Source organism: Enterococcus sp. DIV0724b (assembly GCF_050531475.1).
GTDB classification, from domain to species: Bacteria; Bacillota; Bacilli; order Lactobacillales; family Enterococcaceae; genus Enterococcus_L; species Enterococcus_L haemoperoxidus.
This window is the reverse complement of sequence record NZ_CP172890.1, coordinates 14,184-39,413: the sequence shown is the minus strand read 5'-3', so window position 1 is coordinate 39,413 and position 25,230 is coordinate 14,184. Positions and strand designations below refer to the sequence as shown.

Below are 25,230 nucleotides of genomic sequence, written 5' to 3'. Positions count from 1 at the left end.
TTTTTTTCTAGTATTCACTTATCACTTCTTTCACAGAATATTTTCTCTAAACTAAAACTAAAGACTTTATATATCTGCGTCTTTACTCACAATAAAAAAATACTGATAGATCTTTTACTATCAACAGATATTGTAACTATTTACTGATAATATCATTCTACAGCAGAATTCAAATCTGAAAGTTCGGAAATTGTTCAGAATATACTTCTTTATAGATTATGTGTACGCTTATCCAAACATGACTAGATTCATCATTAGTTTCTGTTATTTATTTACTTATATTCCAATCAAAAAGTATTATTATTGTATCTATGAGTAACATACTTTCTTTTTAGTTCCTGCAAAATACTTATTTTACAGAAATGAGGATTTAACATGAAAAATTTGAAAATTATAAGCTTCTTTTTGTTAGGCAGTTTAATATTAGCTGCCTGCGAAAACTCTAGTAATACTTCTTCTCCTAACAAACCTATTCAAACTAAACAAACAGAACGCACACAACAAACAACTAGTGAACACTCTGTTAATGAAACAAGTAGTTTAGAAAATCTGAATGCAGCTATGGAAAAACTCAAAACCGGAGACATCACTGAAATTTCTGGCAGTGACTTTATTGTTGGAGAAGATATTGAGCCTGGAAGATACATTATTAAACCCGCTGAAAATGAGCCTGTACAATTCAAAATACATTATAGTAATGGAGAGTCTCAGACTTACTATTTAGGAGTATCTACAAAAGAACTGGCAGCTTTCAAATTATCTAAAAGTGACCGCATTGAGTTAACAGTTAAAAGAATGATATTAGAGGCAGAACTTTTAAATGATCCTCTTCCTAATCTAGCCAAAGGTGAAACTGCTTATACTTCTGGCAATGATGTGGTTGTAGGTGAAGATTTACCTGCAGGACAATATACAATTAAACCTATAGAAAATGAAAAAGTCCAATTTAAAATTTATCATAAAGATGGAAACCCTCAATTATATTATCTAGGAAAATCTACAAAAAATTTAAAAGCTTTTAAATTAGTAGCTGGAGATCGAATTGCGATTACTTCTAAACAAAATATTTTAGAGATGACAAGAACTAAGTAATTTGCTAATAAAGCTAAAAACACACTCTTTCTTTTGAATATAAAAGAAAGAGTGTGTTTTCACTATTCATAACATTTTTCACTGAACCAATTAATCCGCCAAATCATCATTTGTATAAAACAAAACAGCGTACTCTTTTGGTTTCTTCACTTTGCGCTTCGTTTCATTCCCAAGCGATTTCCATTCTAGAAAATTACTATAACTTTCTTCATTCGCATATTGTCCGTAAGCCACTAATAATTCAGCAACGCCCCACTCATCTAAGATAATATTCGGGCGTTGCTTTAACACTTTGGCTACATAATGAGCCATGTACGTGTAAATATTCAAATTCGCAAAAAATGTTTCCGATTCTTTTTCTACCGAAGTCTCATTTTCACATGCTTGTCTGTAGATTAACCGAAAAAAACATCTGCTTCATTAAAGACTTCTGGATGATTTTCCATGATTTTGTTTAGGTTTTCGATCACAGAGAATGGCAGCATATACTCGCCCATCTGGTCGTCGATTCCTAAGAATGTTGCAACTAAATTGTAGATAGCTAAATGAATTTCATCACCTGCACCTACAAAAACAGATAACAATTCTTCTTTGCTAAAGTCTTCCATATCGCCATTTTCCTTCAACTTATTGAAAAATGGGATAATTTTCATGATCGCATCAACAATTCTTAAATCTGAACGTGGTGTGATCGTGATATCTTCAAACGCAACGCTGAAAACATAATACGATCCGACCTCTTTAGCGCCTTCCGGTTTTTGTTCAAAATGAGTTTGAGGGACACGAAATCTCACGCTATAGTCCGCTTTTTTCACTTCGGTTTTATTTGCATCACCGATCACTGACACCTCTTGATCTTTTACCACCGCAAAAGGGGTATCATTTTCATTCGTTTTTTTCAAATTATTGCTGATTGCTAAAAAATCAGCGGCTTTCATGCCTTTTTCTTCCATCTCTGTTCCTCCTAATTTTAAAAGCTGAAAGAGCTTGGTCAGCCTTGACTGGAAAATAGGAAAGAATAACTGAGGTAGTTTTTGCCTCATTTATTTTTTCTCTTTTTCCCGAAAGGCTAGCTCTTGAAGCTAAATGATTTTTATTACTCTGCTACACGGTACATTTCAAAGAAGTTACCATTTTTATCGCGTTGTACTGAAATTGTAAACTCAAAAGTAGTTTCTTCGTTATTCACAGTTCCAGGGAATGACGTAATCAAGACGTTGTTATAAACATAGTTTTGTTTCACACCATCTGTTTGTTCTTGTGTAAATGACATACGCACACGACGTGCATCTAAGACATCTTCATTTCCAACAAAGTGCTCTACATCAACTTTTTTCGGATAACTGATCACTAGATCTTTTCCTACTAATGATTTATGGAATAAGATTTTTCCATCTGCTAAAACGATAAATTGTTTTTCGTTGATTTCAACTACTGCTGGTGTGTTAACGCGATTCAATAGTGATTCTGTAACATTACAGCTGTCGGCAATCGCAGCTGATGTAAAGGCACATTCGTCCATATTCATATCTGCAAGTTGAACATAGCCGTAATCCACGCCATCGATCGTAGTAGCAGAAACTGCTTTTTCAGCTGTTTGAATCAACCAGCCGCTTGTCAATGTTCCTTTAGACATCAAAGGGTTCAATTTCCAATAGTTCGCAGTTGCACTCTTACCAGTTAATGTTCTTTCAATTGCAATACTTGTTGCATCGTAGCCTGCACCAAAACAGCTTGCTTCAACTGGGTCAACGGTTAATTCTCCAGCAAATTCATCGATACAGCCGATCTTAACAACATCATTGACTTCAAAATCTTCAATACTGTTATAAACATAGATCGAAGAAAAACCAATCGTTGAAATAATCGAATTTTCTGGTGTTACATCCACATGAATGATAATCCCATTTTCGCCTGCTGCCCAACCTGTACCACTTCCAGCTTCAGGGAGTTTAGATAAATCGATCACTACAGGATGGAACCCGGCACCTTGTACCGTTACTTGTTTTTGATAGATATCTGAATCTGATTGATTTTGATCTGCAATATCAGAAATAGCTGTGTCAACTCTATACGTTCCAGCTGCTGGGAAGTGAAGGTAATACGTGATCACACCCGCTGCGAATTCTGTCGCATCTGCATTGACTGCAAATGAAGCTCCTGATGCAGATCCAGCAGCATTCATAACCGTCAATGTTCCTGAATTTTTGCATCCTTCCGCTAAACAATTAAACATATCTTCTGGTGTGCTATAAACATTGTAAACTGCACTGGTTCCGTTATAATCGATATAATTTTTTGTATTTACTTTTACACAGCTGTCGATATCCGTTAATACGGCAAAATCAACTTCCATTAATTTATTTAATGATTTCATCCCAATTTTAGAAATCAATGTATCATTGCTACATCTTGTCATTTATAATTCCCCCTATTATTGATTATTTTGAACGACACGTGTTGCATCGCGCTCATATCTTCCGCCATTTTTTTGGTTTAATATTTGTAATTTTCTTTGAATAAATACTTGTGCATCAACAGTATCTTTTTTAGCAATTTCTTTTACTTTTTTCTCTTTTGCCATTTTCTTTCCTCCTAATTTTAAAAGCGTAGCAGGCTCATTCAACTCCGAACGAGAAATAGGAAATTAGGACTGAGATGTTTTTTGTCTCATTCATAATTTATCTTTTCTCTGAGGAGTTAGCTTGCGTAGCTAGATAATTTTAAAACGTAGCAGCCTCTTTCAGCCCGCTTTAAACATTTTTACATTCTGTCCATCCAAGCCATACATCTGCTTCAGCAGAAATTCGCCATCTTGCTCCATTACGTTATACACTTCACCTACATAAAAAGTCTTGACCTGTCCGCTAGGTAAAACCATTCGAGCTTCACGCTGAAATGTATGCTTAGACACTTGCCGACTGCCGCAAGACGAACAGCCTGATTTTTCCACTTGATTCTTGATTCCCAGAAATTGGATTTTCATCTTTTCGCCTCCAATTATTGTCTTTTTTTCTTAGTAAACGAAGATTCATTCATCAATAATTTCTATAGCCAAGTAAGAGATTTTTTTTGTGTGACCACCACAGGACTTACAAAATTTTTCTGTATAGTCAACACCTAACGATATTAATTCATTTGCTAATTGCTCCGAATAGGGTCTTTCAATCTTAATAGTTTGTAAGGTCTGGTTAAACACTTCATCATTACCTAATTCATATTTTTCACCAGGACTTAAACGAACATGGCTATAGGCTATCCTGCCATTTTTTTGGTAGGCTACATTTAATGTAGTGACTGTGTCGATTACACTGACCAATTTAAAATACTTACTCATAGGTATCCTCGCTTTTTTCTCTTACCCATACTCTTTTTTATTGATTTGAATCTTCTGTTTACGTGTCCTATACAAATCTCTTTTGATGTGCGATCGTCACATCATGATCTATATAAACGTAGACAAATTTTTTATCCGCTTATTCGATTCTTTGGATATTTGTAAAAATCTATCTGCCGGAATTTTCGGGATTTGTCTCATACGATAACTTGAATTATTACAGCGTGCTTGACTGGAAGTAGACTTATTTTGAGCTTCCGTCAGCCAGTGCTCTCATAACTAGTTTTCGATAAAATCATCTTATACTAAATAGTGTTTCTGAAAATTCGGACATCGTTCATATTTTGTACTTCGTCTGAATGTCAGACAACAAATCCGGACGCATTTTTCTAGGCAAGAATTTATTTATCAAAAAAGATTCAACGATTTATGCTGTTGTTTATTTTTTGATACTATCATCTTACAATGGAAATTTGTTCCAAAAATCCGACTATCGTTCACAGTTTAGATAGTCAAGTGTAACTCTTTTGCGACTTGTAAAAAGAACCAGTCCCGTAATTCAAACGCTTTTGTTCTACCAACAAAAATCAGGCCATTTGTAATCAAACCTTGAATCGTGTATTTTGGCATGCGCCGCATATATAGTTCTTGAATAATCATTTTAGTATCTTCACAACACTCATCCAAAATAGTAGAAACAACACGTTTATTCCTTTCTAGTGCAGCTAATCTTTGATCCTGTTCGATGGTAATCATTAATCGATCTTGAACGTCATAATCTTGTCTACTTCCTTTGATCCCTGCATTTAAGTCACTTTCACGATGAGGATATCTTAATTCCTCTTCACGTTGTTTGATGTATTCTTCAATCCTTGGGTAATCTCCTAAAATATCCTTAATGTAGTTAAATGTTGATTTTCTCATCTTTTTTCCTCCTTTTAATCTTCTCATCTTCGCTATTGCTACCAACACAGCGACTCCTTTTTTTTGACTATCATTGAATAAAAAGTTAAAACGAACTATTTCTAGCCAATACGATCATTCGATCCCATCGTAAATATGTCTAATCAAACGTTTTTTTTGTTTGATAAAATAATCTTACTGTAAATTACTGCTTTTTTTCTTTTAAAATCCTGTCAATTTCCTCCCATATGATTTTATCTACTACTTTAGATCAAAAAAACAGACGTAGTCAGAAATATTTTTGAAAGTTAAGCTCTCAAAAATACTTGTGATTAACGTCTGTTCTATATGTAATCGATCATTTCAATTTGTTGATTAATTAAGATTCTTTCCCTATTACGTATTTTTTTCATACCCATATAATTTTAGTTTACCTGAAAGATACTCACCTAAGTAAATTTCATTAACGCCTTTGTAATCTTCATTTTGCACTTGCTCCGATAACCAATCAATGTCTTTATCGATCAATTCCAATACGTCATAATTTGCCTGACCATCTACAATAATCGGATATCTAATATTTTCATCTCCGAATTCTATGATCGTTAATTGACCATTTTGTTCTAAGACGGCTCTTTTTACATTTTCAACTTCATAAATAGCATTAGCTCTTAATTTAAACATTAATTCATTAGCTGAAATACCGCATCTTAAACACTCACTCACATCAACCTTTCCATCTTTGATCAATGTAATTGGTCTGCCATCCACAATATACTTCACATATCGATTGTGTTCTTTCGCAAACTTAACAGTCAATACAAGCAACGTCCAAATAATCAGAACTAAAACAAACTGTAAAACACCAATTGAATCATTGTAGATCACACCCCCGATAATTCCCCCAAGGACATAATTTTGAACTTGATCCATTGCAGAAGATGGTGCTAGGTTCCCTTTTCCCATTAAATTGATTTGAATAATTAAACAAATAATCCCCAAGCCAAGTTTGATAATGATTGGGCTATAAACTTGCATGATATCTTCCTTTCTATTCTATTATTTCGTAATTGAAATTTCTGGATTCATCAAATATGCTTCTTCTAAGATGTAAGAGTTTTGATCTCCACTTAATGTTGTTTTATAATAGCTATCTTCAATTTTTACAAGTGTTCCATCAACTAACTGAGTTGAATTTACAAGAACTTCTTCTTTATCAACACCTTTTTCTCTTGATATCTGTTTCACAAAATTGACCATTTGAGATGATTGTGAATTTTTGCTTTGATTTTGTGTGTAATCAGAATACTGTACACCCAGTAAGAACAGTAGTAGCAAAAATGTGATAATACTCAAATCACGGTATTTAGTTTGAATACGATGACGCATATACAAACTAAAGGCAATGATTAAGACGATCAAAGCACCAAAAATAAAGAAATATTTGATATAATCGTTTAAATTTGATTGTGTCTCTAAATAGTCTATACCGTAAAAATTCAATAAAAACTCCTCCAAAAAATTAGTCTATAGAATATGTAGTAGTATATCATGTTTTAAAAATCAAAAGTAATAAAATACTTACTTACCTAGCCTAAGATCCATTGCTAAACCTATGCAAAATATAGAGGTTGAAACAAAAGTAACAAGTACTTTTATGCCAACCTCCTGTTTTTTATTTAACTATAAACCAATCACCAATTTATCTCTTTTTCCCTCTAGAAAAGACCGCGATACAACCGTTTCCTGTATGGCTAGTAATGGTTGGTCCCAGCGGATGTAAACGGATCTCTTTGACTTGGATTTTTTCTTCGATCATCTCTTTAACTTTCTCCGCACTTTCCAAATCACCAGCATAAGCTATAAATACCGTTTGTTTTAACGGTTCGATCATTCCTTGAACGGTCTCATCAGCTAGCTTCTTCAATGCTTTACCGCGACCGCGGACTTTTCCAATATTTTGCAGTTTCCCTTGTTCATCTACTACAATAATTGGTTTAACATTCATTAATCCACCGATTGCTGCTGCGGCTTTTGAGATTCTACCACCACGCTCTAGATGCTTTAGATCATCTACAGTGACCCAAGAATGAACTGTCATTTTATTTTCAGATAACCACAATAAAATATCTTCTAAAGAATGACCATCTTCTTTCAATTGAATCACTTCACTGACTAGTAACCCTTCGCCTAAACTAGCTGCTTTTGTATCAATTACATAAATCTCTGCATCACTGTATTCTTCCTTCAATATGTCAACAGCCTGCATCGCACTTTGATAAGAGCCACTCAGCCCAGAAGAAAAAGCTAAGTACAATATCGGCGTTTTCTTTTCTACAAATGGTCTAAAAAATTCAATATAGCGACCCACATTTACTTGAGAAGTAGTCGGCATGCCGCCTGTTTTTATTTCTTGTAAAAACCAATCATAGTCAAACGTTGTCCCTAAATCATCGACCAGTTCTTTTCCATTTAATTGAATGGTCATACTAATAAAATCAACATCATTGGCTTCTAAATATGTATATGGTAAATCACAACATGAATCTGTCATTAATTTAAATGTCATTTTTAAATCCTCCCTAACTGTTTTTCTATTTTAACATATAATTATTGGATACTCATGCTTTATTAAAATCAAACCCGACTAAAAAAGACCGTATTTTGGATAAAAATGACTAAAAAAACGAGAGACATTTTAGTACGTTGTCTCTCGTTTGCTTCTTAGATTTAAATTTGTGCCCAAACGCTTTCTAATACATTTGTTTGATTACGGTCTGGACCTACTGAGAATGTTGAAATACGCACGCCAACTAATTCAGAAATACGGTGCACATAGTTTCTTGCATTTGCTGGAAGATCAGCTAATGTTTTGCATCCTGTAATGTCTTCTGACCAGCCTGGCAGCTCTTCATAGACTGGTTTACAGCGGCTCAATTCTTTCAAGCTAGCTGGATAATGATAAATCAACTCACCATCTAATTCATAGGCTGTACAGATTTTGACCGTGTCTAAACCACTTAAAACATCAATCGAATTCAATGATAAATTCGTAATACCTGATACGCGTTTAGAGTGACGCATCACAACAGTATCAAACCAGCCCACACGACGTGGACGACCTGTTGTTGTACCATATTCTTTCCCAACTCTGCGAATTGTTTCTCCTGTTTCGTCAAACAATTCTGTAGGGAATGGGCCATCGCCAACACGTGATGTGTAAGCTTTACAAACGCCAACGACTTTATTGATCTTAGAAGGGCCAACACCGCTTCCGATCGTAACGCCTCCAGCAACTGGATTTGATGATGTAACGAAAGGATAGGTTCCTTGGTCGATATCCAACATAACACCTTGTGCGCCTTCAAATAATACGCGTTTACCTGCATCTAATGCATCATTTAAAATAACAGAAGTGTCTGTTACGTATTGTTTGATTTGTTGGCCGTACTCATAATATTCTTCGAAAATATCTTCAAAAGCAATTGGTTCGCTATCGAACATTTTTACAAATTGACGGTTTTTTTCTTCTAGATTGATTTTCAAGCGTTCTTCAAAAATCTCTTTATCTAGTAAATCTGCTACACGAATCCCTACACGAGCTGCTTTATCCATGTATGCAGGACCAATCCCTTTGATTGTTGTACCAATTTTATTTTCGCCTTTAGCATCTTCTTGCAATTGATCCAATTGGATATGATAAGGTAAAATCACATGGGCACGGTCAGAAATACGTAAATTATCTGTTGTGACATTATTATCTTTTAAATAAGCCAGTTCTTTTACTAAAGATTTTGGATTAACTACAACGCCATTTCCGATTACGCTGATCTTGTCTTTGTAAAAGATACCTGAAGGAATCAAGTGTAGTTTATAAGTAACACCATCAAATTTAATGGTATGACCTGCATTATCTCCGCCTTGATAACGTGCGATGACCTCAGCATTCTCACTTAAAAAATCCGTGATCTTTCCTTTTCCTTCATCGCCCCACTGCGTTCCGACTACTACAACTGATGACATTCGAACACCTCGTTCTAAATTATTTTGTCCTGATTCATTGTACCAAGAAAGCAGAACGCTTTCAAGGAAAAATCGAATATTATCATTTTAGAAAAACAAAAAACACTTAAAACACGAACATTAACTAGTATTAAAAAAAACATTAGATAAAAAAGCGAATAATATTTACTTGTACTGGGAATGAAAGGAAGTTGGCTCATTCTTTTTGAAGCCCGTTATCTAAAAATAATAAATTTCACATTTCTTTTTCTAGGAAACTAACGTAAAATATAATACGCAATTTATTTTAAATAGGAGGGTTTTTATTTTGTTGGGTGTTGTTTTATTATTTGTTGGAATTACATTGATTAGTAACGGTTATTGCGGGTTAGCAGGAGTAGATGGTAAATCGACTGCCTTTTTGAACTTGTTTACAGGAAGTGTTACGTTCATAGTCAATACGACTTTTTTATTGCGTGGTGACTACTTTTCTGCTGGCACTGGTTTTTTATTTGCATGTACGAATCTCTTGATGGGGGTTATCTACTTGTTTGATTTGGATTGGCGGGCATATGGTATTTTCGGTTTATTTGTTGCTGTAAATGCCATTCCTTGTGCCTACCTTTCATATGTTAGCGGTGATTGGCGTTTTGCCATCATTTGGATATTATGGGGAATTCTCTGGTTTTCTGGATTTTTACAAAATGTTCTAGCACTTCCAATCGGGAAATATGTTTTGTATTTAGCGATTTTTGAAGGAATTGTTACTGCTTGGATTCCAGGATTTTTGATGATAACAGAATTATGGTAAATAAAAAAAAACAGCTATAGCCGGAATAAATACCTGCTTGTAGCTGTTTTTATTTAATGGTTAAAAGTCATCTGGCCTTTGGGATAGCGAAGCAAATTTATTGAACTCTTTAATAAATAATAATTCGACCGTTCCTCGGGCACCACTTCTATTTTTCTCAATAATTACTTCAATAACATTATCGATTTCAGGTTCCTCACGATTACCGTCTTCCCCCTCTTCACCACGATCATAATAATCATCACGGTAAAGGAAAGCCACGATATCCGCATCTTGTTCAATAGATCCAGACTCACGAATATCACTAAGTACTGGTCGTTTATCCTGACGTTGTTCTACGCCACGGGATAATTGAGATAATGCAATAACTGGAACTTTTAACTCTTTCGCCAATTTTTTTAATTGACGGGAAATTTCAGAGACTTCTTGTTGACGACTCTCGCGGCCGGTTCCTTCGATCAGTTGTAGGTAATCGATCAATATCAACCCAAGATTGCCACGTTCTTGTGCTAATTTGCGGCATTTTGCTCGAATTTCTGTAATTTTAATCCCCGGAGTGTCATCGATATAAATTTGGGCTCTGGACAAACTTCCCATCGCAATAATTAGATTTTGCCATTCTTCTTCTGATAATTGACCTGTCCGCAAGTGCCCAGCTTCTATTGAACCTTCCGCACAAAGCATCCGGTTAACAAGCGATTCAGCACCCATTTCCAAACTGAAAATAGCAACAGATCGGTCAGTTTTAGTCCCAATATTTTGGGCTATATTTAAAGCAAAGGCGGTTTTCCCTACGGCAGGACGAGCTGCTAAAATAATCAATTCTTCTGCTTGTAGTCCGGCTGTCATTTTATCTAAAGCTGGATAACCAGTAGGTAAACCAGTAATTTCTTCATCATTTTGATACAATTGGTCTATATTTGCTATCGAGGTATTCAATACATCTGCGATCGATAAGAAGCCACTTCTGTTTCTTTTTTCTGAAACTTCTAAAATACTGCGTTCTGCATCATCCAGAATCGTCTCAACATCTTCGCCTTGTTCAAATCCTTTTGTAACAATCTCTGTGGCAGTTTGAATCAGGTTGCGAAGCAGTGATTTTTGTTCAACGATTTTAGCATAATAAACAATGTTAGCAGCTGTTGGCACAGCTAAAGCTAAGTCAGATAAGTAGCTTAAGCCACCTACATCTTCAAGTAAATTTTCTTGCTCCAAGCGATCTTTGATCGTAATAACATCAATCGCTTCATTTCGATCATTCAAAGTAAGCATAGTCTGAAAAATCAATTGATGATTACGGCGATAAAAATCTTTTGGCTCTATGTACTCTAACGCATCGATAATAACCTCAGCATCTAAAAAAACCGACCCTAAAACGGCCTGCTCTGCTTCCATACTTTGTGGCGGTACTCGATCTTGCCATACTTCATTCATTTTTTTCTCTCCTATAGCTAAAATTACGCTTTTCAGTCTTTCTATTTTAACAAGAAACAACTGAAATGTACAATGACAATATCGAATCGTTTCTTCTTAAGAATAAGCAAAAAGTGATTGAGGCATAACTCTTCGAGTCATATCCCAATCACATGGAATCCTTATAAACAGGGAGAACTGGAACAACTTTGCTCCAACCTCTTTTCTAATTATTCTTCTACTACCTGAACTTTAATCGTTGCAGTGACTTCATGATGTAATTTCACTGGAACTTTTGTAAAACCTAGTGAACGAATTGGTTGTGATAGTTCTAGCTTACGTTTGTCTAATTTGACCTTATATTGCTTGTTTAAGGCCTCCGCAATTTGTTTTGAAGGAATAGATCCAAAAAGACGTCCATCTTCTCCAGCCTTCGCTTTAAGCTCTACAATAGTTTCTTCTTTTTCTAAGAAATCCTGCATTTTTTTAGCTTCTGCTAATAGTTCAGCTTCGTGTTTATCTTGTGCTTTTTTTTGTCCAGCTAACGCACTGATACTGCCTTTATTTGCCTCTTGCGCATAACCATTTTTAATTAGAAAGTTTTGTGCATATCCTGTTGGTACTTCTTTTACTTCCCCTTTTTTTCCTTTACCTTTGACATCTTGTAAAAAAATAACTTTCATACTATTATTCCTCCTCATTTTAAAAGCATAATAAGCTTATTCAGCATTGAAATAAATATAGGAAAACAAACTTGTGATGCTTTTTTCCAGAAGACTAGCTTATGGAGCTGGATCATACATCACATCTATATTTTGCTGAATCACTTTCAATAACTGCTCTTTTACTTCAGCTACCGTTACATTCGTTAATTGTACCGCAGCGTTAGTGAAATGACCACCTCCGCCCAAATTTTCCATGATTAGTTGGACGTTTATTGACCCATTACTACGTGCGCTAATCCCAATTTGCTTATCGGTTCGTTTGGTTATCACAAATGCAGCATTGATTCCTACCATTGATAATAACGTATCTGCTGTTTTCGCCGCAGTAACACTATCATATTCCTTCTCTTCACTGCCTGTCACAATAACCGTATCTGGTGTGACGTACTCACTTTGGGCAATTAAACTGTTCATCTCCAAATAACTGGTTAAATCTGAGCTTAATAGATATTGTACTAAAGATGAATCGGCCCCACAAGTTCTTAAATAACTAGCCACATCAAAGGTACGTGCTGTAGTACGAACACTAAAGCTTTTTGTATCGACAACAATCCCAGCAAGTAAGAGTGTTGCTTCAAATTTATCCAACTGTTTTTGCGTATTACTTTGATATTCAATTAATTCAGTCACTAGCTCTGAAGCAGATGATGCAGAAGACTCAATATAAGAAAGTAATGGCTTAACTGGAAATTCATCCCCACGTCGATGATGATCTATAATCACAACTTTATCAAACTGTTCATATAGTTCTTGTGAAATTGAAAGTGAAGGCTTATGGTAATCTACCATAATCAATAAACTGCTATCCGTTTTTCTTTTCATTGCTTCTTTTGGTGTGATAATTTGTTTTGCTAATTCAGGATACTTTTCTAGCTCAGCCATAACTCGATCAACATCAGGTATACTTTCAGTTTTCTCTAAAACAACCCAGGCGTCCTTATTATGAAATTTAGCTAATCTTGCCATACCAAATGCTGAACCGATTGCATCCATATCGGGAAAACGATGTCCCATAATATAAACATCTGAGGACTCTGCTAAAATTCCCTGGATGGCAGTACTCATAGCACGAGACCGAACACGTGTTCTTTTGGCAACTGACGCTGTTCTACCTCCATAAAAAATTGGTTTAGCATTGTCTTTAGCTTCTTTCACAACAACTTGATCTCCACCTCTAACCAGTGCTGTATCTAGGTTCGTTTGAGCTGTGTTACCCGTCTGGCTTAAAGTTTCTCCACCATAAGAAATTCCCATACTTAATGTAATCGCTATCTCTCTTGTACTAGATTCTTTTCTAATTTTATCTAAAATTTGAAATTTCGATTCCATCATCTTTTTTACATCTTCCAACTGTGCAATAAAGAAGTAACGTTCTGCATTCAATCTTTTATAAAAAACTTGATACTCATCCATCCAATCAGAGACCATTGTAGTAATAAAACTGTTCAAATAGGAAATTTCTTTTTCATCCATACTATCTGTAATATCATCATAATTATCAACTGAGACAATACCAATAGCGGTCTGCATTTCTAATTTTTCATGATATAAGTTACTTTCTTCTGTAATATCTTTAAACGTAATCGTGTTTTGTTTTGTATCAATATTGAAGCGATAAACATGATCCCCAACTTTAAATATATCTTTCCCTTTTTCTGCTAACGTTACATATGTTTGTATTAATTCAGGACTGATCAGAGTTTGACCATCTTTCCGAAAAATACTCTCTGCAAATGGGTTCAACCATTTTGCTTCTTTTGTATCAACATCATAATTAATAATCCCAACAGACACTTCATTAAATGCATAATCCAATGATTTTTCTGCAATCGTACTGGCTTCTCTAATTTTCTCCGTATTAGATATCTCAATTTTCTTGATTAAATTAAAGATTCTATTTATCAATATGAGATTGAGTACAAGCAAACCAGCTATAGCAATATATTTATTAGATACAAAGAAAAATATAAGTACTTCTAATAAAAAGAGAACGAATACAGAACCCAAAATCCGTTTCATTCTAATTTTTCTCATTATAAAGGCTCCTCCGTGTTCTACAGATAATACTATTTTAGCATAAAAAAAGGATTTCTGCGAATGCTGAAATGTTTCACGTGAAACATTTCAGTATCTCTATATAGCTTATTTTGAGTTATATAATATAAAAGCTTCGTTCCATTTTATCAATAAATTAAATAAAAAAAGAACCAAAGAAACTAGTTCTTTGATTCTCATAATTCTATATTATTGCTCTTCACCAACAAATGGTAATAAGCCCATGATACGTGCGCGTTTGATTGCAATTGTTAATTTGCGTTGGTTCTTAGCACCAGTACCTGTTACACGACGTGGCAAAATTTTCCCACGTTCAGAAATGAATTTTTTTAATAATTCGATATCTTTATAATCAATATATTCAATATGGTTAGCAGCGATATAATCGACTTTACGACGTTTACGTCCGCCTCTTCTTTGTTGTGCCATTCTTATTCCCTCCTATCAAATTCGTTTAGAATGGTAAATCATCATCTGAAATGTCAATAGTAGAACCTGTTCCAGCAAATGGATCAGAATCTCTATCAAAATCAGGCATACCGTTATTGCTAGACTGAGAGGATGATTGATTAAAATTGTTTTGCCCTGAAAAATTATTATTCTGTGGTTGTTGGAAACTTCCGCCACCAGCATTATAACTTGGTGTCGAATCTGATCCTTCTGTTGTTTGTCTTTGTTCTGATGCAGAACGAGACTCTAACAACTGGAAATTCTCACATACAACTTCGGTCACGTAAACACGTTGACCTTGTTGATTTTCGTAATTTCTAGTTTGAATACGACCAGTTACGCCTAATAATGTACCTTTACGCGCATAGTTTGCCATTGTTTCAGCAGGTTTACGCCAAATCACACAGTTAATAAAATCTGCTTCGCGATTTCCATTTGCATTCGTAAAGTTACGGTTTACTGCTAAAGTAAATGTCGCAACTGCTGAACCACTAGATGTATATCGCAAATCGGGATCTTTTGTTAGTCTTCCAACTAATACAACGTTGTTAATCATTTAAACATCTCCTTTCGTCAATCCAAATGTTTCACGTGAAACATTTGGTTATGCTTCTTCCTTGATAATCATGTGACGGATAATATCGTCATTGATTTTAGCAAGACGATCAAATTCATTGATTGCTCCTGCAGTTGATGGAGAAGATACTTTAACGATATGATAGATGCCTTCACGGAATCCGTTCATTTCATATGCTAAGCGGCGTTTTTCCCAATCTTTTGATTCGATAACTTCTGCTCCGTTATCTTTCAAAATTGTGTCGAAACGTTCTACTAAAGCAGTTTTTGCTTCTTCATCAATGTTCGGACGAATAATATACATAACTTCATAATTCGTAACTTGACTCATTGATTTTCACCTCCCTATGGACTTTAGGCTCTTAGATTGCTAAGAGCAAGGAGAGTTATCTAAAATATATAGACTACTCACAATGTTTCATTATACAGCTAAAAGCTGATAAAATCAAGTGTTATTAGCAATTTTTGATCTTTTTTTTGCAATCATTTTTTCTCTCATGTCTTACTTTAATATACGTATAAATCCGCTAGTTTCACTTTTTACTTATAATTCAGGTTATTTATTTTTCGTGGTATACTATCCTTGTTCGAAATTACACAAATAATTTTATGTCGTTTGAAAGGATGCTGTTACATTGAATCAATTGTTAGAATACCAACCGCTCAACTTGTACACGAATTATCTTGAGGCTACACGTAATAACCCAGAAACTGCCATTATTCATGATGAATCTTTGCCGGCTTTTCCTGAACTTGGAACTAGCTACACTTATCAATTAAGTCACGAGGCAATTTTAAACCGCGCTTATCAACTAGCTAGTTTAGGTGTGAAAGCTGAAGATAAAATCATTATTTTCAAAAGCTCAAAATTCGATACGTATTTGTTGGCAGTGGCTGCTTCTTATTTAGGTGCTGTTCCAGCGATGATTTCTTATCATTTTCCAGCTGAAACAATTGAAGTCTTTGTCGATCGTTTAGAAGATCCGTTTATCCTGTTTGATGAAGAAACAGAAGAGAAAATTAGGAACGTAAAAAATAGTGCTCCTGAAAAACAGATTTCAGTCGCAGCACTTTTACAAGCTCCTGCTAACAAGGTACCCCAAGTAGAATTACCTAAAGATATGATTGCTTATATGACACACACATCTGGAACAACTGGAATTCCTAAATTGATTTGTCACTCTGCTAATTCTATGGGCTGGCGTACAAAGTGGCAAAAAACGATTTTCACAAAAATTGCCGATAAGAAACTTGTTGGATTTCATATTTCACCAGTCCATTCTCGTTTTAATATTGGAATCTCTTCTTTGATGGCAATGGGGTTTCCGATGATGCCATTATCGATCTCAAATAGCGAATCCGTTTCAAAAATGCTTTCAGAGCATCAACCGATCGCTGTTGAAACACACCCTAACAATTTCGTTCAGTGGACATCTTTGGCAAAAAGACAGCCTGAAGCTTTTGCAAGTGTTCGTTATTATCACTCTACTTTTGATGCTATCAACAATGCTACAATGGCAAGTTTTTTAAAAGCTTCAGAGAAGAATGATCCAATTTTCCTTCAAGTGTATGGGCAAAGTGAATGTGGCCCAATGATCTTGAAAGCTCATACTTTAGACTCTCTTAAAACGTCCGACGCTCGTGATATGGGGGTTGGTTTAGAAGGATTGACTGAAGCACGAATTGCAGATAAAGAAGGCAATGTTTTACCTGCTATGACAGATGGACATATCCAATTTTTATCTAAAGGGCGTGCACTAACTTACTATAAAGAAGATGAACGTTTCCAATCAACTGTTTTTGGCCCTTGGTGGGACAGCGGTGATTATGGTTTTATGGATGAAAATGGTCATTTATTCCTTAAAGACCGTCAAGTAGATTTGATTGATAAAATTGATAGTAATTTGGCGATCGAGGATCATTTGTTAGATGCGCTTGATTTTCTTCAAGAAGTAATCATTGTTAGAGCGAAAGATAATTCTCCTCAACCAATTTTAGCTGTTGATCCAAAACAAGGGATGGATTGGGATGCTTGGTGGGAACAAGTGACTGATTTACCACATTTAAATAAACCGATTATTATGGAGTGGGACGAAATTCCTCGTACAGCTACGATGAAAGTCCAACGATTACAGATTGAGAAAGCTTTGAAAGAAAATAAATAGCATTAACTAAAAAGAATCACAGACTATTTAATTCCAGTCTGTGATTCTTTTTAGTTAGTAAATAATGTATCATAAACACCATGTTTTAATAATGAATCTCGGGATAGACAAACACCTATTCCTACTCCATCTGGCACTCTAATTTCACCCTGTTTCATTTCAATAGGCTCTGTCAAAATATCTTCATAGTAATAACGTTCAGAAGCAGAAATATCTCCTGGAAAAGTGAAGATTTTTTGAGAAGCAAATTGTAAATTCAACGCTCTCCCTATACCAGATTCAAACATTCCCCCCAACCAAACAAGCAGCTCTTTTTCTTTACAGAAATCGGCTATTTTCATAGCTTCTGTAATCCCACCTACTCTAGGAATCTTTAAATTGATACTTCGACAACTCCCCAAAGAATAAGCTAATTCACAATCTTTAAGCGATCGAATGTTTTCATCTAAACAAATATCGGTCTTTATTTCTTTTTGTAATTGTGCGTGATCCAGAAAATCATTCGCCGCAAAGGGCTGTTCGATCATTGCTAAATTATACGTATCTAATTGCTTTAGGTGCGGAATATCCTTAATAGTATAGGCTGAATTGGCATCGACCATCAACAGAATATCAGGAAATTTTTGTCGAATAGCTTCGATTGGTTTTAAATCATAACCTGGACGTATTTTCAATTTGATCCTTTTATATCCAAGATCAATATACTTTGTAATTTGATCTGTTAATTTTGTTAGATCAGTTTGAATCCCAATACTAACACCAACTGGAATCTGTGTTCTGGTATCATTAAAATACGTTTTCAGACTCTTGTTGCTACGTTTGGCATATAAGTCCCAGATTGCTGTTTCAAGGCTAGATTTAGCCATTTGATTGCCCTTTACTTCCTCAAATAGCACGGAGACTTCCTTAGGATGTTGAATATCTGCATTTATCAATAACGGAATCAAATGTTTTTCAATGATAATTCTAGCTGTATCGATTGTCTCTTCTATGTAATCTGGCTGTTCAAAAGGAACCAATTCTCCTATACCTTGATTACCCAATTCATCTGTCACTAATAAAATATCAAAAGCTTTCTCTGTTAAACGACCATAACTTGTTTCAAATGGACTCTTTAAAGGCAGTCGAACACGATAACGATCGATACGGTGAATTTCCAACTTAGTTTCCTCCTTTTAAAAACGGAACAAGCTGTTTTGCTCTGATAAAAAAATAAGATCATCTGCAGGCAACATTCTTTTCCTCAAACAGATTTTATCTTTTTTCCGAAGAACTAGCTTGTGCACTAACAAGTATAACAAACAGGATAATCCTGTAAGTAAATTAAAAAATTAACCCTGAGTTCCTCTTTGTTTTACTGAAAATTTCCTATTTTCTTAAGGATTGATTTTGTAGCTAGCTAAAAACGTATAAACGACTTTCTCAACTATCTCTGGTTTTTCCAAATGAATACAGTGACCAGCATCTTTTGCGATTTCAATAGATATATTGGGGTGATTTTTCTGCATACTTTGGGCGATGTGTTGAAATTTAGCATCTAATTCTCCTACTATCAATAACATGGGTGCTTTTATCTTGTCCAACTCTTGCCAAAAATCAGGTTGAACCCCAGTCCCCATAAACCATAAACTACAGGCCAATCCAAAAGCTTGTTGAGATAACCGCTCTTGACGAAGCGTTCTCTGAACTTTAGTTGATAATCGCTTTTGACTATCAAAAAGAGACAGATTCTCCCACTTATCAACAAAGGCTTCAATAGAGTGACTCATAATAAAACCAGCTAGATGTTCATCAGCACATTTGCGCATCATTCGTTCTGACATGCTCTTTAAACCCGGAGAACCACTCTCTAAGATCAGTTGATGAATCTTTTGAGGAAATAGACAGGTGAATCCTAAAGCCACTCTAGCGCCCATTGAATAGCCTAATAAAGAAAACTCAACTATACCTAACCCTTCGGTCAATAATGCAATATCTTGACACAAGCAATCCATTTGATAACGATATGGATGGACATAGCAATCCGTTTTGCCATGGCCAATCAAATCAATTGCTAAAATATTGAGTCCATTTTCTTTTTGAAAAACTGGTACAAAGGTCTGACTAGTGCCTGTAAACCCATGAAGACAAACCAATGTTGGTCGGTTTTCTTCATAGGGTGAAATCCATTCATAATAATATTTTACGCCATTTATAGTCGTATTCATTTGTTTTTCCCAAATTTTTCTTTTAATCCTGCAACCACTTTTTCGTATAGTTGAACATTTTCCTGACGGTCACCAACAACTTCAATTATTTGGAATTTTGGCTGTTTCTGGGTGGCATCCAATAATAACGCTAACTGTTCCAAACTCTCAGCTTTTATATATTTTGCATTATATAATTGAGCAACTAAAGAAAAGTCTAAATCAATCGGCGTTCCAAAAATAGGTTCAAAATCAGCCACTTCTAACTGACGTTGTGAAAGAAAAGAGAAAATACCACCGCCATTGTTGTTCAATAAAACAATTGTCAAAGGCAGATTATAGCGTTTAGCTAATAGTAGACCATTCATATCATGATACATCGCTAAATCACCAATCAACAAGACATTTTGACGATCTGGATTAGTCGCACACATTCCTAAAGCCGTTGAAACAATACCATCAATACCATTGATTCCTCGATTACCAAATAACTGGTAATGATTTGCTTCCGCCGTTGAAAAACGATCTAAAAAGCGAATCGCATTACTGTTCGAAACAAACAACTGACCGTTTTCTGCCATTTTTTTATGAACAAGAATACTTGCTGTTGTTTCATTTAATGTGTTCATGTCGCTAAGTTCATTTAATTGTTGTTCCGTTGTTAATTGCCAATCAATCCACTGATTACACCACGAATCCACTGTTTTAACTTTAACCTTTTCTATGATTGCTCGAGCAAAAGTTTGTTCTTCTGCCTGGATGGCAACTTGAGTTTGTTTTAATTGATCCTGCCAGTCACCCACTTCATCAACAAAGTAGATTGTTGTCGCATCATCGAGTGATTGTAGCCAGAACATCGTATTTTTAGAGATAGGCAACATACCAAAGCGGACCACTACTTCTGGTCGTTGGGACATTTCAACTTCTTGGATAAAAAGATCCGCATAGTTCATGATCAAAGGACTAGTTTTACCACATGATGTGATATTTGCTAGTGGATCACTAATGATCGGCCAATTTAAGGTTTCTGCTAATTTTATAAATACTTCAGCTTCTTTTGGCGTATGACTTCCACCAATAACTAAAACACCTTTTTTTTCTTGCCAAGCATCAACACATTCAAGCAGTTGCTCTTCTGACAATTGCTTTTTACCTACTAATATTTCAGTTGCCTTTTCAATAATCAACGTTCGATCTAAATCTGGTAGTAAAGGTTCTCGCAGCGGAAAGTTCAAATGAATAGGACCTTTGGGTATTTGGCACGCAGTATCTGTAGCACGCATTCCTTGCCAATAAGCATAATCCAGCATCGTTTTAGTTCCTTCTGGAATTGCCATTTCTATAAATTCTTTTACATGGTTTTGAAATAAATGGAATTGATCCATTGCTTGAGGTGCCCCTACTTGTCGTAATTCATGCGGCCGATCTGTTGTTAAAATGATCAATGGAATATGACTAGCATTTGCTTCGCAAATCGCTGGATAATAATTTGCTGCGGCCGTTCCTGATGTACACAATAACACAACTGGTTTGAGACTAGTTTTACTTAATCCTAAGGCAAAAAAGGCCGCAGATCGTTCATCAACTTCAATGAAGGTTTCGATTTTTTCTTGTCGATGCAACAATAATGCTAATGGTGTAGAACGAGAACCAGGACTTATCACAGCTTGCTCTACCCCGCTGCTGATCATCCCTTCAACAAAGGTTTGTAAATAATTTGTCATATCACTTTGATTTGTCATGATTCGTCCCCCCCTATTCCTCTTAACATCGGTTGAAATTTGATTTTCGTCTCTATTCGCTCTTGTTCTGCTACAGAGTCTTTCACAATCCCACAACCCGCGTATAAGTAACCGACATTATCAGAAAATACTGCTGAACGAATCCCAACCGCAAATTCTCCTACATCTTCTTTAATAGCGACCCAGCCGATTGGAGCGCCATATAAACCTCGATCTAACCGTTCATGTTCTTTAAGCCATGCCAAAGCTAATTCCTTCGGTTCACCGCCTAATGCGGGTGTTGGATGTAACTGTTGAATGCCTTTTAAGAAACGATACTCTTTTTGTCGCTGTCCTTCAATCGGTAGATGTAAATGCTGAATATCGCGATTCTTTAGTAATTCTGGTTTCTGAACTTGTATAGAAGTCCCTGTCATTTTTTCTAATTCTTTGATGATTCTATCTACAACAATTTTATGCTCTTGTTTATTCTTCATATCATTCAATAAATAGTTACCTAGCGCATCATCTTCTGTCTCCGTTGTTCCACGTGAAACAGAACCTGCGATACTGGCCGTTGAAAAAGTCTTTGTAGAAGCTTTCAATAAGCGCTCCGGCGTAGCCCCAATAAAGACATGTTCATTCGATTCAAACACAAAAAAGTACGTATTAGTTTGCTGTTGTTGAAGATTCTTTAAAATGACCTCTGCCTGAAATGGACGGTCGCTTTTCACTTCCATCCTTCTTGCCAAAACAACTTTCTCTAAGGGACCTGCTTCTCTTAATTTTGCTACCGTTTCATCAACTACCGTCATCCATTCGGACACAGCGATTTCTTCTGCTTTTATTTTGGTAGTATCTTTTTCTTCTATCGCCTGAGTATCCATTATTTCTGCGAATTGAGATGTGAGTTCCAACCACTTTTGCTGTACTATTTCTTTATTTTCTGCACTGAAATTCAGCGTAAGATACTGTTTTCCAGCGGTTTCTGTAAGTAAAAAAGTCGGTAAATAAAACAGCCCTTGTTCCATCATTCCCCAGTCATTTTGCTTAGAATGCTTGCTATCAAAAGCAAATCCTCCAAATAAAATAGCCCCTGTTCCAGAAACAGAACAATTTTGATAAATTTTATCTTTTTCTCCTAAAATAAATGCATCTACTTGTTCAAATGAAGCTTGATCATGCACTAATTCTTTTTCTTTACCGAAACCGACTAGCGTAAAATTTTTATCAGGTGTTTGCCAATAAAAACGTTTCCCTTTAAATGCTTTTTGCCCCTTCTCAAAAGAAGTACGCAAAGAAACTGTATTTTCATTTATTTCTTTGACCCAACTAAATTGACGATAGCCATCTTCATAAGCTTGTTCTAATTCTTTAGGAATGCTCATTTGCTTAAAAAAGCCTCCCTTTCTCTTGTTGTTAAGCGGTGTTTCGCTAATTTCCCACTAGCTGTTTTAGGCAGTGAATGGCACAAATAAATTCGTTTAGGTAGTTTATATTTTGCTAAATAATGTTTGGCAAATGTATTGATTCTTTCTGTTGTGATCGTTGATTCTCCAACAATGTAAGCTACTGGAACAGCGCCCCATTTTGCATCGGCTTCACCAACTACGGCAACTTCTTTTACCCCAGGAAACTCTTGAATTACATGTTCAATTTCTGTGGGGTAAATATTTTCGCCGCCTGAAATAATCAACTCACTTAAACGGCTCACTAAATACAGATAACCTTCTTCATCTAAATACCCCATATCACCCGTTTTAAACCAGCCATCTACTGTCCATTTTACCGTTTGCCATTGTTCACCATTTAAATACGCACGAACGACATTCTTTCCTTTTAATAGAATCTCTCCAACTTCATTCGGAGCCACTCGTTTTTCTTGTTCATCAACGATCTTGATTGCCATCCCCATCAATGGTTTACCAGCAGAACCAATTTTATTTCCCGCATCTTTAAAGCTTAGTGCCACGACTTGAGAGCAGGTTTCGGTCATTCCATATGATTGAATCACAGGAATACCATAGCTTTCACATTTTTCCAACGCTTTGGGAGAAATCGGTCCACCACCAAGTAACATTGCTTTAAAAGCTGAGCTATAGCCCTTCTTAGGATAATTTTCCAGTAATTCTTGCAGCATAATCGCCACAACAGAAATCACGGTCCCCCGACCTTCGGCTAAATCATTTGTGACTATTTTTGCATCAAATTTATGATATAAACGGAAACTGCACCCCAGCACTAATTGACGAATAATGATCGACAAACCGCTAATGTGAAATAACGGTACTGGACACAGCCAACAATCTTCATCTGTAATGTTCATATTTTCTTGCGTTGCCATAGCACTAGCCAAATGATTACTAAAACACTGCACGACACCTTTAGGATTTCCTGTCGTACCTGATGTGTACATGATTGAAGCCGTAGCTTTAAGTTGATAGATGGAGTCTATTTCTGTTTCTACAACTGCTTCAGTACCTTCTGGCTCTATCATTTCAATTAGTGTTAATTGATCCAATTCAGTAAAAAATGGCAAACTTTCAGTAGAAACCACCACCAGTTTCACCTTTGAATCGGTCAATTGGTAGTGGAGTTCCTGTAAGCTTAAATGTGTATTTAATAAAACTAGCTCTTTACCTAATTCCCACAAAGCTAAAATTGAAAAATACATTTCTTTTGAATTACGGCTAAATAGAGCAACTCGTTTTTCTTTATTTGGTATCTTTAACGAAAACGATGCTGTCCATTGCTTGACCTCTTGAGCAACCTCAGCAAATGTCCAGGCTTCATCCTGCCAATAAAAAGCAGGGTGATCAGGTCTTTCATTCACTTGTTTTTGCAGCCAACTACTCATTTTTTTCACCCTTTTATTTTATGGAAATTTAGGGAATTGGTCGAAATCAGGGTCACGTTTTTCTTTAAAAGAATCGCGTCCTTCTTTGGCTTCATCCATTGTGTAATAAAGTAACGTTGCATCTCCTGCTAATTGCTGAATCCCAGCTAATCCATCTGTATCAGCATTTAAAGAAGCTTTGATCATGCGCAATGCAAGAGGGCTTTTCTTCAGCATTTCTTCTGCCCACTCCATTGTAACATCTTCAACATCTGCCAAAGGTACCACTGTATTGATCCAGCCCATATCCAAGGCTTCTTCAGCTGAATACTGTTTACATAGGAACCACACTTCTTTTGCTTTTTTATGACCAACCACACGAGCTAAATAACCAGAACCATAGCCGCCATCAAAACTACCTACATTTGGTCCAGTTTGGCCAAATTTAGCGTTATCCGCTGCAATCGTTAGATCACATACAAGTTGAAGTACATTTCCGCCGCCGATTGAATATCCTTTGACCATTGCAATAACAGGTTTTGGAATCACACGAATCAAACGTTGTAAATCTAATACATTTAAACGAGGAACACTATCTTCCCCTACATAGCCACCATGACCGCGAACTTTTTGGTCTCCGCCAGAACAAAATGCTTTGTCTCCTGCACCAGTTAAAATAATGACGCCAACATCTTGTTTATCACGGCTAATGTTGAATGCATCAATCATTTCCATAACGGTTTTTGGTGTAAAGGCATTATGCACCTGAGGACGATTAATCGTGATTTTCGCTACTTTTCCTTCTTGTTCAAATAAAATTTCATCGTATTCTTTGATCGTTGTCCAGTTTCTCATTAGGAAACCTCCTTATAATTTTAAAAGCGTAGTGGGCTCGTCCAGCCTCGACTGGAAAATAGGAAATTATGACTGAGGTGCTTTTTGCCTCATTCATAATTTG

General features: G+C 35.8%; 26 protein-coding genes. 3 read left to right on the top strand and 23 right to left on the bottom strand.

Going from position 1 to position 25,230, the window contains the following annotated elements:
• Window positions 1–375: 375 nt before the first annotated feature.
• On the top strand, window positions 376–1,092 hold the full coding sequence (locus IGJ02_RS00200) for a hypothetical protein (protein WP_430602746.1): 717 nt from the start codon (window positions 376–378) through the stop codon (window positions 1,090–1,092).
• 90 nt (window positions 1,093–1,182) lie between these two features.
• On the opposite strand, the gene IGJ02_RS00195 is transcribed toward IGJ02_RS00200, so the two are convergent.
• From IGJ02_RS00195 to IGJ02_RS00145, 11 genes are all read right to left on the bottom strand, one after another.
• The gene (locus tag IGJ02_RS00195) at window positions 1,183–1,404 is read right to left on the bottom strand and encodes a hypothetical protein (protein ID WP_174270363.1); all 222 of its coding nucleotides are present in this window, start codon (window positions 1,402–1,404) and stop codon (window positions 1,183–1,185) included.
• A gap of 83 nt (window positions 1,405–1,487) precedes the next feature.
• On the bottom strand, window positions 1,488–2,045 hold the full coding sequence (locus tag IGJ02_RS00190; RefSeq protein ID WP_430602745.1) for a hypothetical protein: 558 nt from the start codon (window positions 2,043–2,045) through the stop codon (window positions 1,488–1,490).
• A gap of 143 nt (window positions 2,046–2,188) precedes the next feature.
• Complete coding sequence (locus tag IGJ02_RS00185) at window positions 2,189–3,511, bottom strand: hypothetical protein (RefSeq protein WP_430602744.1); 1,323 nt, start codon at window positions 3,509–3,511, stop codon at window positions 2,189–2,191.
• A gap of 15 nt (window positions 3,512–3,526) precedes the next feature.
• Window positions 3,527–3,676: a hypothetical protein gene (locus IGJ02_RS00180; RefSeq protein ID WP_010762105.1), complete on the bottom strand. Its 150-nt coding sequence runs from the start codon at window positions 3,674–3,676 to the stop codon at window positions 3,527–3,529.
• A 159-nt stretch (window positions 3,677–3,835) separates the two neighbouring features.
• Complete coding sequence (locus tag IGJ02_RS00175; protein ID WP_430602743.1) at window positions 3,836–4,078, bottom strand: hypothetical protein; 243 nt, start codon at window positions 4,076–4,078, stop codon at window positions 3,836–3,838.
• Window positions 4,079–4,123: 45 nt separating this feature from the next.
• Window positions 4,124–4,429 carry a hypothetical protein gene (locus IGJ02_RS00170; protein ID WP_430602742.1) on the bottom strand — a complete coding sequence of 102 codons (306 nt, stop codon included), beginning with the start codon at window positions 4,427–4,429 and terminating at the stop codon, window positions 4,124–4,126.
• 504 nt (window positions 4,430–4,933) lie between these two features.
• Window positions 4,934–5,353, bottom strand: coding sequence for a transcriptional regulator (locus IGJ02_RS00165; RefSeq protein WP_430602741.1), 420 nt, complete (start codon window positions 5,351–5,353; stop codon window positions 4,934–4,936).
• 375 nt (window positions 5,354–5,728) lie between these two features.
• Window positions 5,729–6,370 carry a DUF421 domain-containing protein gene (locus tag IGJ02_RS00160; RefSeq protein ID WP_430602740.1) on the bottom strand — a complete coding sequence of 214 codons (642 nt, stop codon included), beginning with the start codon at window positions 6,368–6,370 and terminating at the stop codon, window positions 5,729–5,731.
• 21 nt (window positions 6,371–6,391) lie between these two features.
• On the bottom strand, window positions 6,392–6,835 hold the full coding sequence (locus IGJ02_RS00155) for a DUF3290 domain-containing protein (RefSeq protein WP_430602739.1): 444 nt from the start codon (window positions 6,833–6,835) through the stop codon (window positions 6,392–6,394).
• Window positions 6,836–7,034: 199 nt separating this feature from the next.
• On the bottom strand, window positions 7,035–7,901 hold the full coding sequence (locus IGJ02_RS00150; RefSeq protein ID WP_430602738.1) for a DegV family protein: 867 nt from the start codon (window positions 7,899–7,901) through the stop codon (window positions 7,035–7,037).
• Window positions 7,902–8,062: 161 nt separating this feature from the next.
• Window positions 8,063–9,355, bottom strand: coding sequence for an adenylosuccinate synthase (locus IGJ02_RS00145; protein WP_010762112.1), 1,293 nt, complete (start codon window positions 9,353–9,355; stop codon window positions 8,063–8,065).
• A 307-nt stretch (window positions 9,356–9,662) separates the two neighbouring features.
• On the opposite strand from IGJ02_RS00145, the gene IGJ02_RS00140 reads away from it, so the two are divergent.
• On the top strand, window positions 9,663–10,145 hold the full coding sequence (locus IGJ02_RS00140) for an AmiS/UreI family transporter (protein WP_010762113.1): 483 nt from the start codon (window positions 9,663–9,665) through the stop codon (window positions 10,143–10,145).
• A 60-nt stretch (window positions 10,146–10,205) separates the two neighbouring features.
• Here IGJ02_RS00140 and dnaB read toward each other — a convergent pair whose 3' ends face one another.
• From dnaB to rpsF, 6 genes are all read right to left on the bottom strand, one after another.
• Window positions 10,206–11,579 carry a replicative DNA helicase gene (gene dnaB, locus IGJ02_RS00135; RefSeq protein WP_010762114.1) on the bottom strand — a complete coding sequence of 458 codons (1,374 nt, stop codon included), beginning with the start codon at window positions 11,577–11,579 and terminating at the stop codon, window positions 10,206–10,208.
• 209 nt (window positions 11,580–11,788) lie between these two features.
• Window positions 11,789–12,241, bottom strand: coding sequence for a 50S ribosomal protein L9 (gene rplI, locus IGJ02_RS00130; protein WP_010762115.1), 453 nt, complete (start codon window positions 12,239–12,241; stop codon window positions 11,789–11,791).
• Between the two features lie 99 nt (window positions 12,242–12,340).
• On the bottom strand, window positions 12,341–14,317 hold the full coding sequence (locus IGJ02_RS00125) for a DHH family phosphoesterase (RefSeq protein WP_010762116.1): 1,977 nt from the start codon (window positions 14,315–14,317) through the stop codon (window positions 12,341–12,343).
• A 210-nt stretch (window positions 14,318–14,527) separates the two neighbouring features.
• Window positions 14,528–14,767 (bottom strand): 30S ribosomal protein S18, encoded by a 240-nt coding sequence (rpsR, locus tag IGJ02_RS00120; protein ID WP_010762117.1) that lies wholly within the window; start codon window positions 14,765–14,767, stop codon window positions 14,528–14,530.
• Between the two features lie 25 nt (window positions 14,768–14,792).
• On the bottom strand, window positions 14,793–15,344 hold the full coding sequence (gene ssb / locus IGJ02_RS00115) for a single-stranded DNA-binding protein (RefSeq protein WP_010762118.1): 552 nt from the start codon (window positions 15,342–15,344) through the stop codon (window positions 14,793–14,795).
• 48 nt (window positions 15,345–15,392) lie between these two features.
• Window positions 15,393–15,695, bottom strand: a complete 303-nt coding sequence (gene rpsF / locus IGJ02_RS00110) for a 30S ribosomal protein S6 (RefSeq protein WP_010762119.1) — start codon at window positions 15,693–15,695, stop codon at window positions 15,393–15,395.
• Between the two features lie 304 nt (window positions 15,696–15,999).
• On the opposite strand from rpsF, the gene IGJ02_RS00105 reads away from it, so the two are divergent.
• Entirely contained in the window at window positions 16,000–17,529 is a 1,530-nt protein-coding gene (locus IGJ02_RS00105) for an AMP-binding protein (protein WP_430602737.1), read from the top strand.
• A gap of 50 nt (window positions 17,530–17,579) precedes the next feature.
• Here the strand turns inward: IGJ02_RS00105 and menC are convergent, their stop codons facing one another.
• The 6 genes from menC to menB all read right to left on the bottom strand — a co-directional run bounded on the left by menC (window position 17,580) and on the right by menB (window position 25,127).
• Window positions 17,580–18,689, bottom strand: a complete 1,110-nt coding sequence (gene menC / locus IGJ02_RS00100; protein ID WP_430602736.1) for an o-succinylbenzoate synthase — start codon at window positions 18,687–18,689, stop codon at window positions 17,580–17,582.
• 216 nt (window positions 18,690–18,905) lie between these two features.
• Window positions 18,906–19,736, bottom strand: a complete 831-nt coding sequence (menH, locus tag IGJ02_RS00095) for a 2-succinyl-6-hydroxy-2,4-cyclohexadiene-1-carboxylate synthase (protein WP_010762122.1) — start codon at window positions 19,734–19,736, stop codon at window positions 18,906–18,908.
• The gene (gene menD, locus IGJ02_RS00090) at window positions 19,733–21,457 is read right to left on the bottom strand and encodes a 2-succinyl-5-enolpyruvyl-6-hydroxy-3-cyclohexene-1-carboxylic-acid synthase (protein ID WP_430602735.1); all 1,725 of its coding nucleotides are present in this window, start codon (window positions 21,455–21,457) and stop codon (window positions 19,733–19,735) included. The genes menH and menD overlap by 4 nt, the downstream gene beginning before the upstream one ends.
• Window positions 21,454–22,824, bottom strand: coding sequence for an isochorismate synthase (locus tag IGJ02_RS00085; RefSeq protein WP_430602734.1), 1,371 nt, complete (start codon window positions 22,822–22,824; stop codon window positions 21,454–21,456). Before IGJ02_RS00085 ends, menD begins: the two co-directional genes overlap by 4 nt.
• The gene (locus IGJ02_RS00080; RefSeq protein WP_430602733.1) at window positions 22,821–24,293 is read right to left on the bottom strand and encodes an o-succinylbenzoate--CoA ligase; all 1,473 of its coding nucleotides are present in this window, start codon (window positions 24,291–24,293) and stop codon (window positions 22,821–22,823) included. Before IGJ02_RS00080 ends, IGJ02_RS00085 begins: the two co-directional genes overlap by 4 nt.
• Window positions 24,294–24,311: 18 nt before the next feature.
• Complete coding sequence (menB, locus tag IGJ02_RS00075) at window positions 24,312–25,127, bottom strand: 1,4-dihydroxy-2-naphthoyl-CoA synthase (RefSeq protein ID WP_010762126.1); 816 nt, start codon at window positions 25,125–25,127, stop codon at window positions 24,312–24,314.
• Window positions 25,128–25,230: the final 103 nt, after the last annotated feature.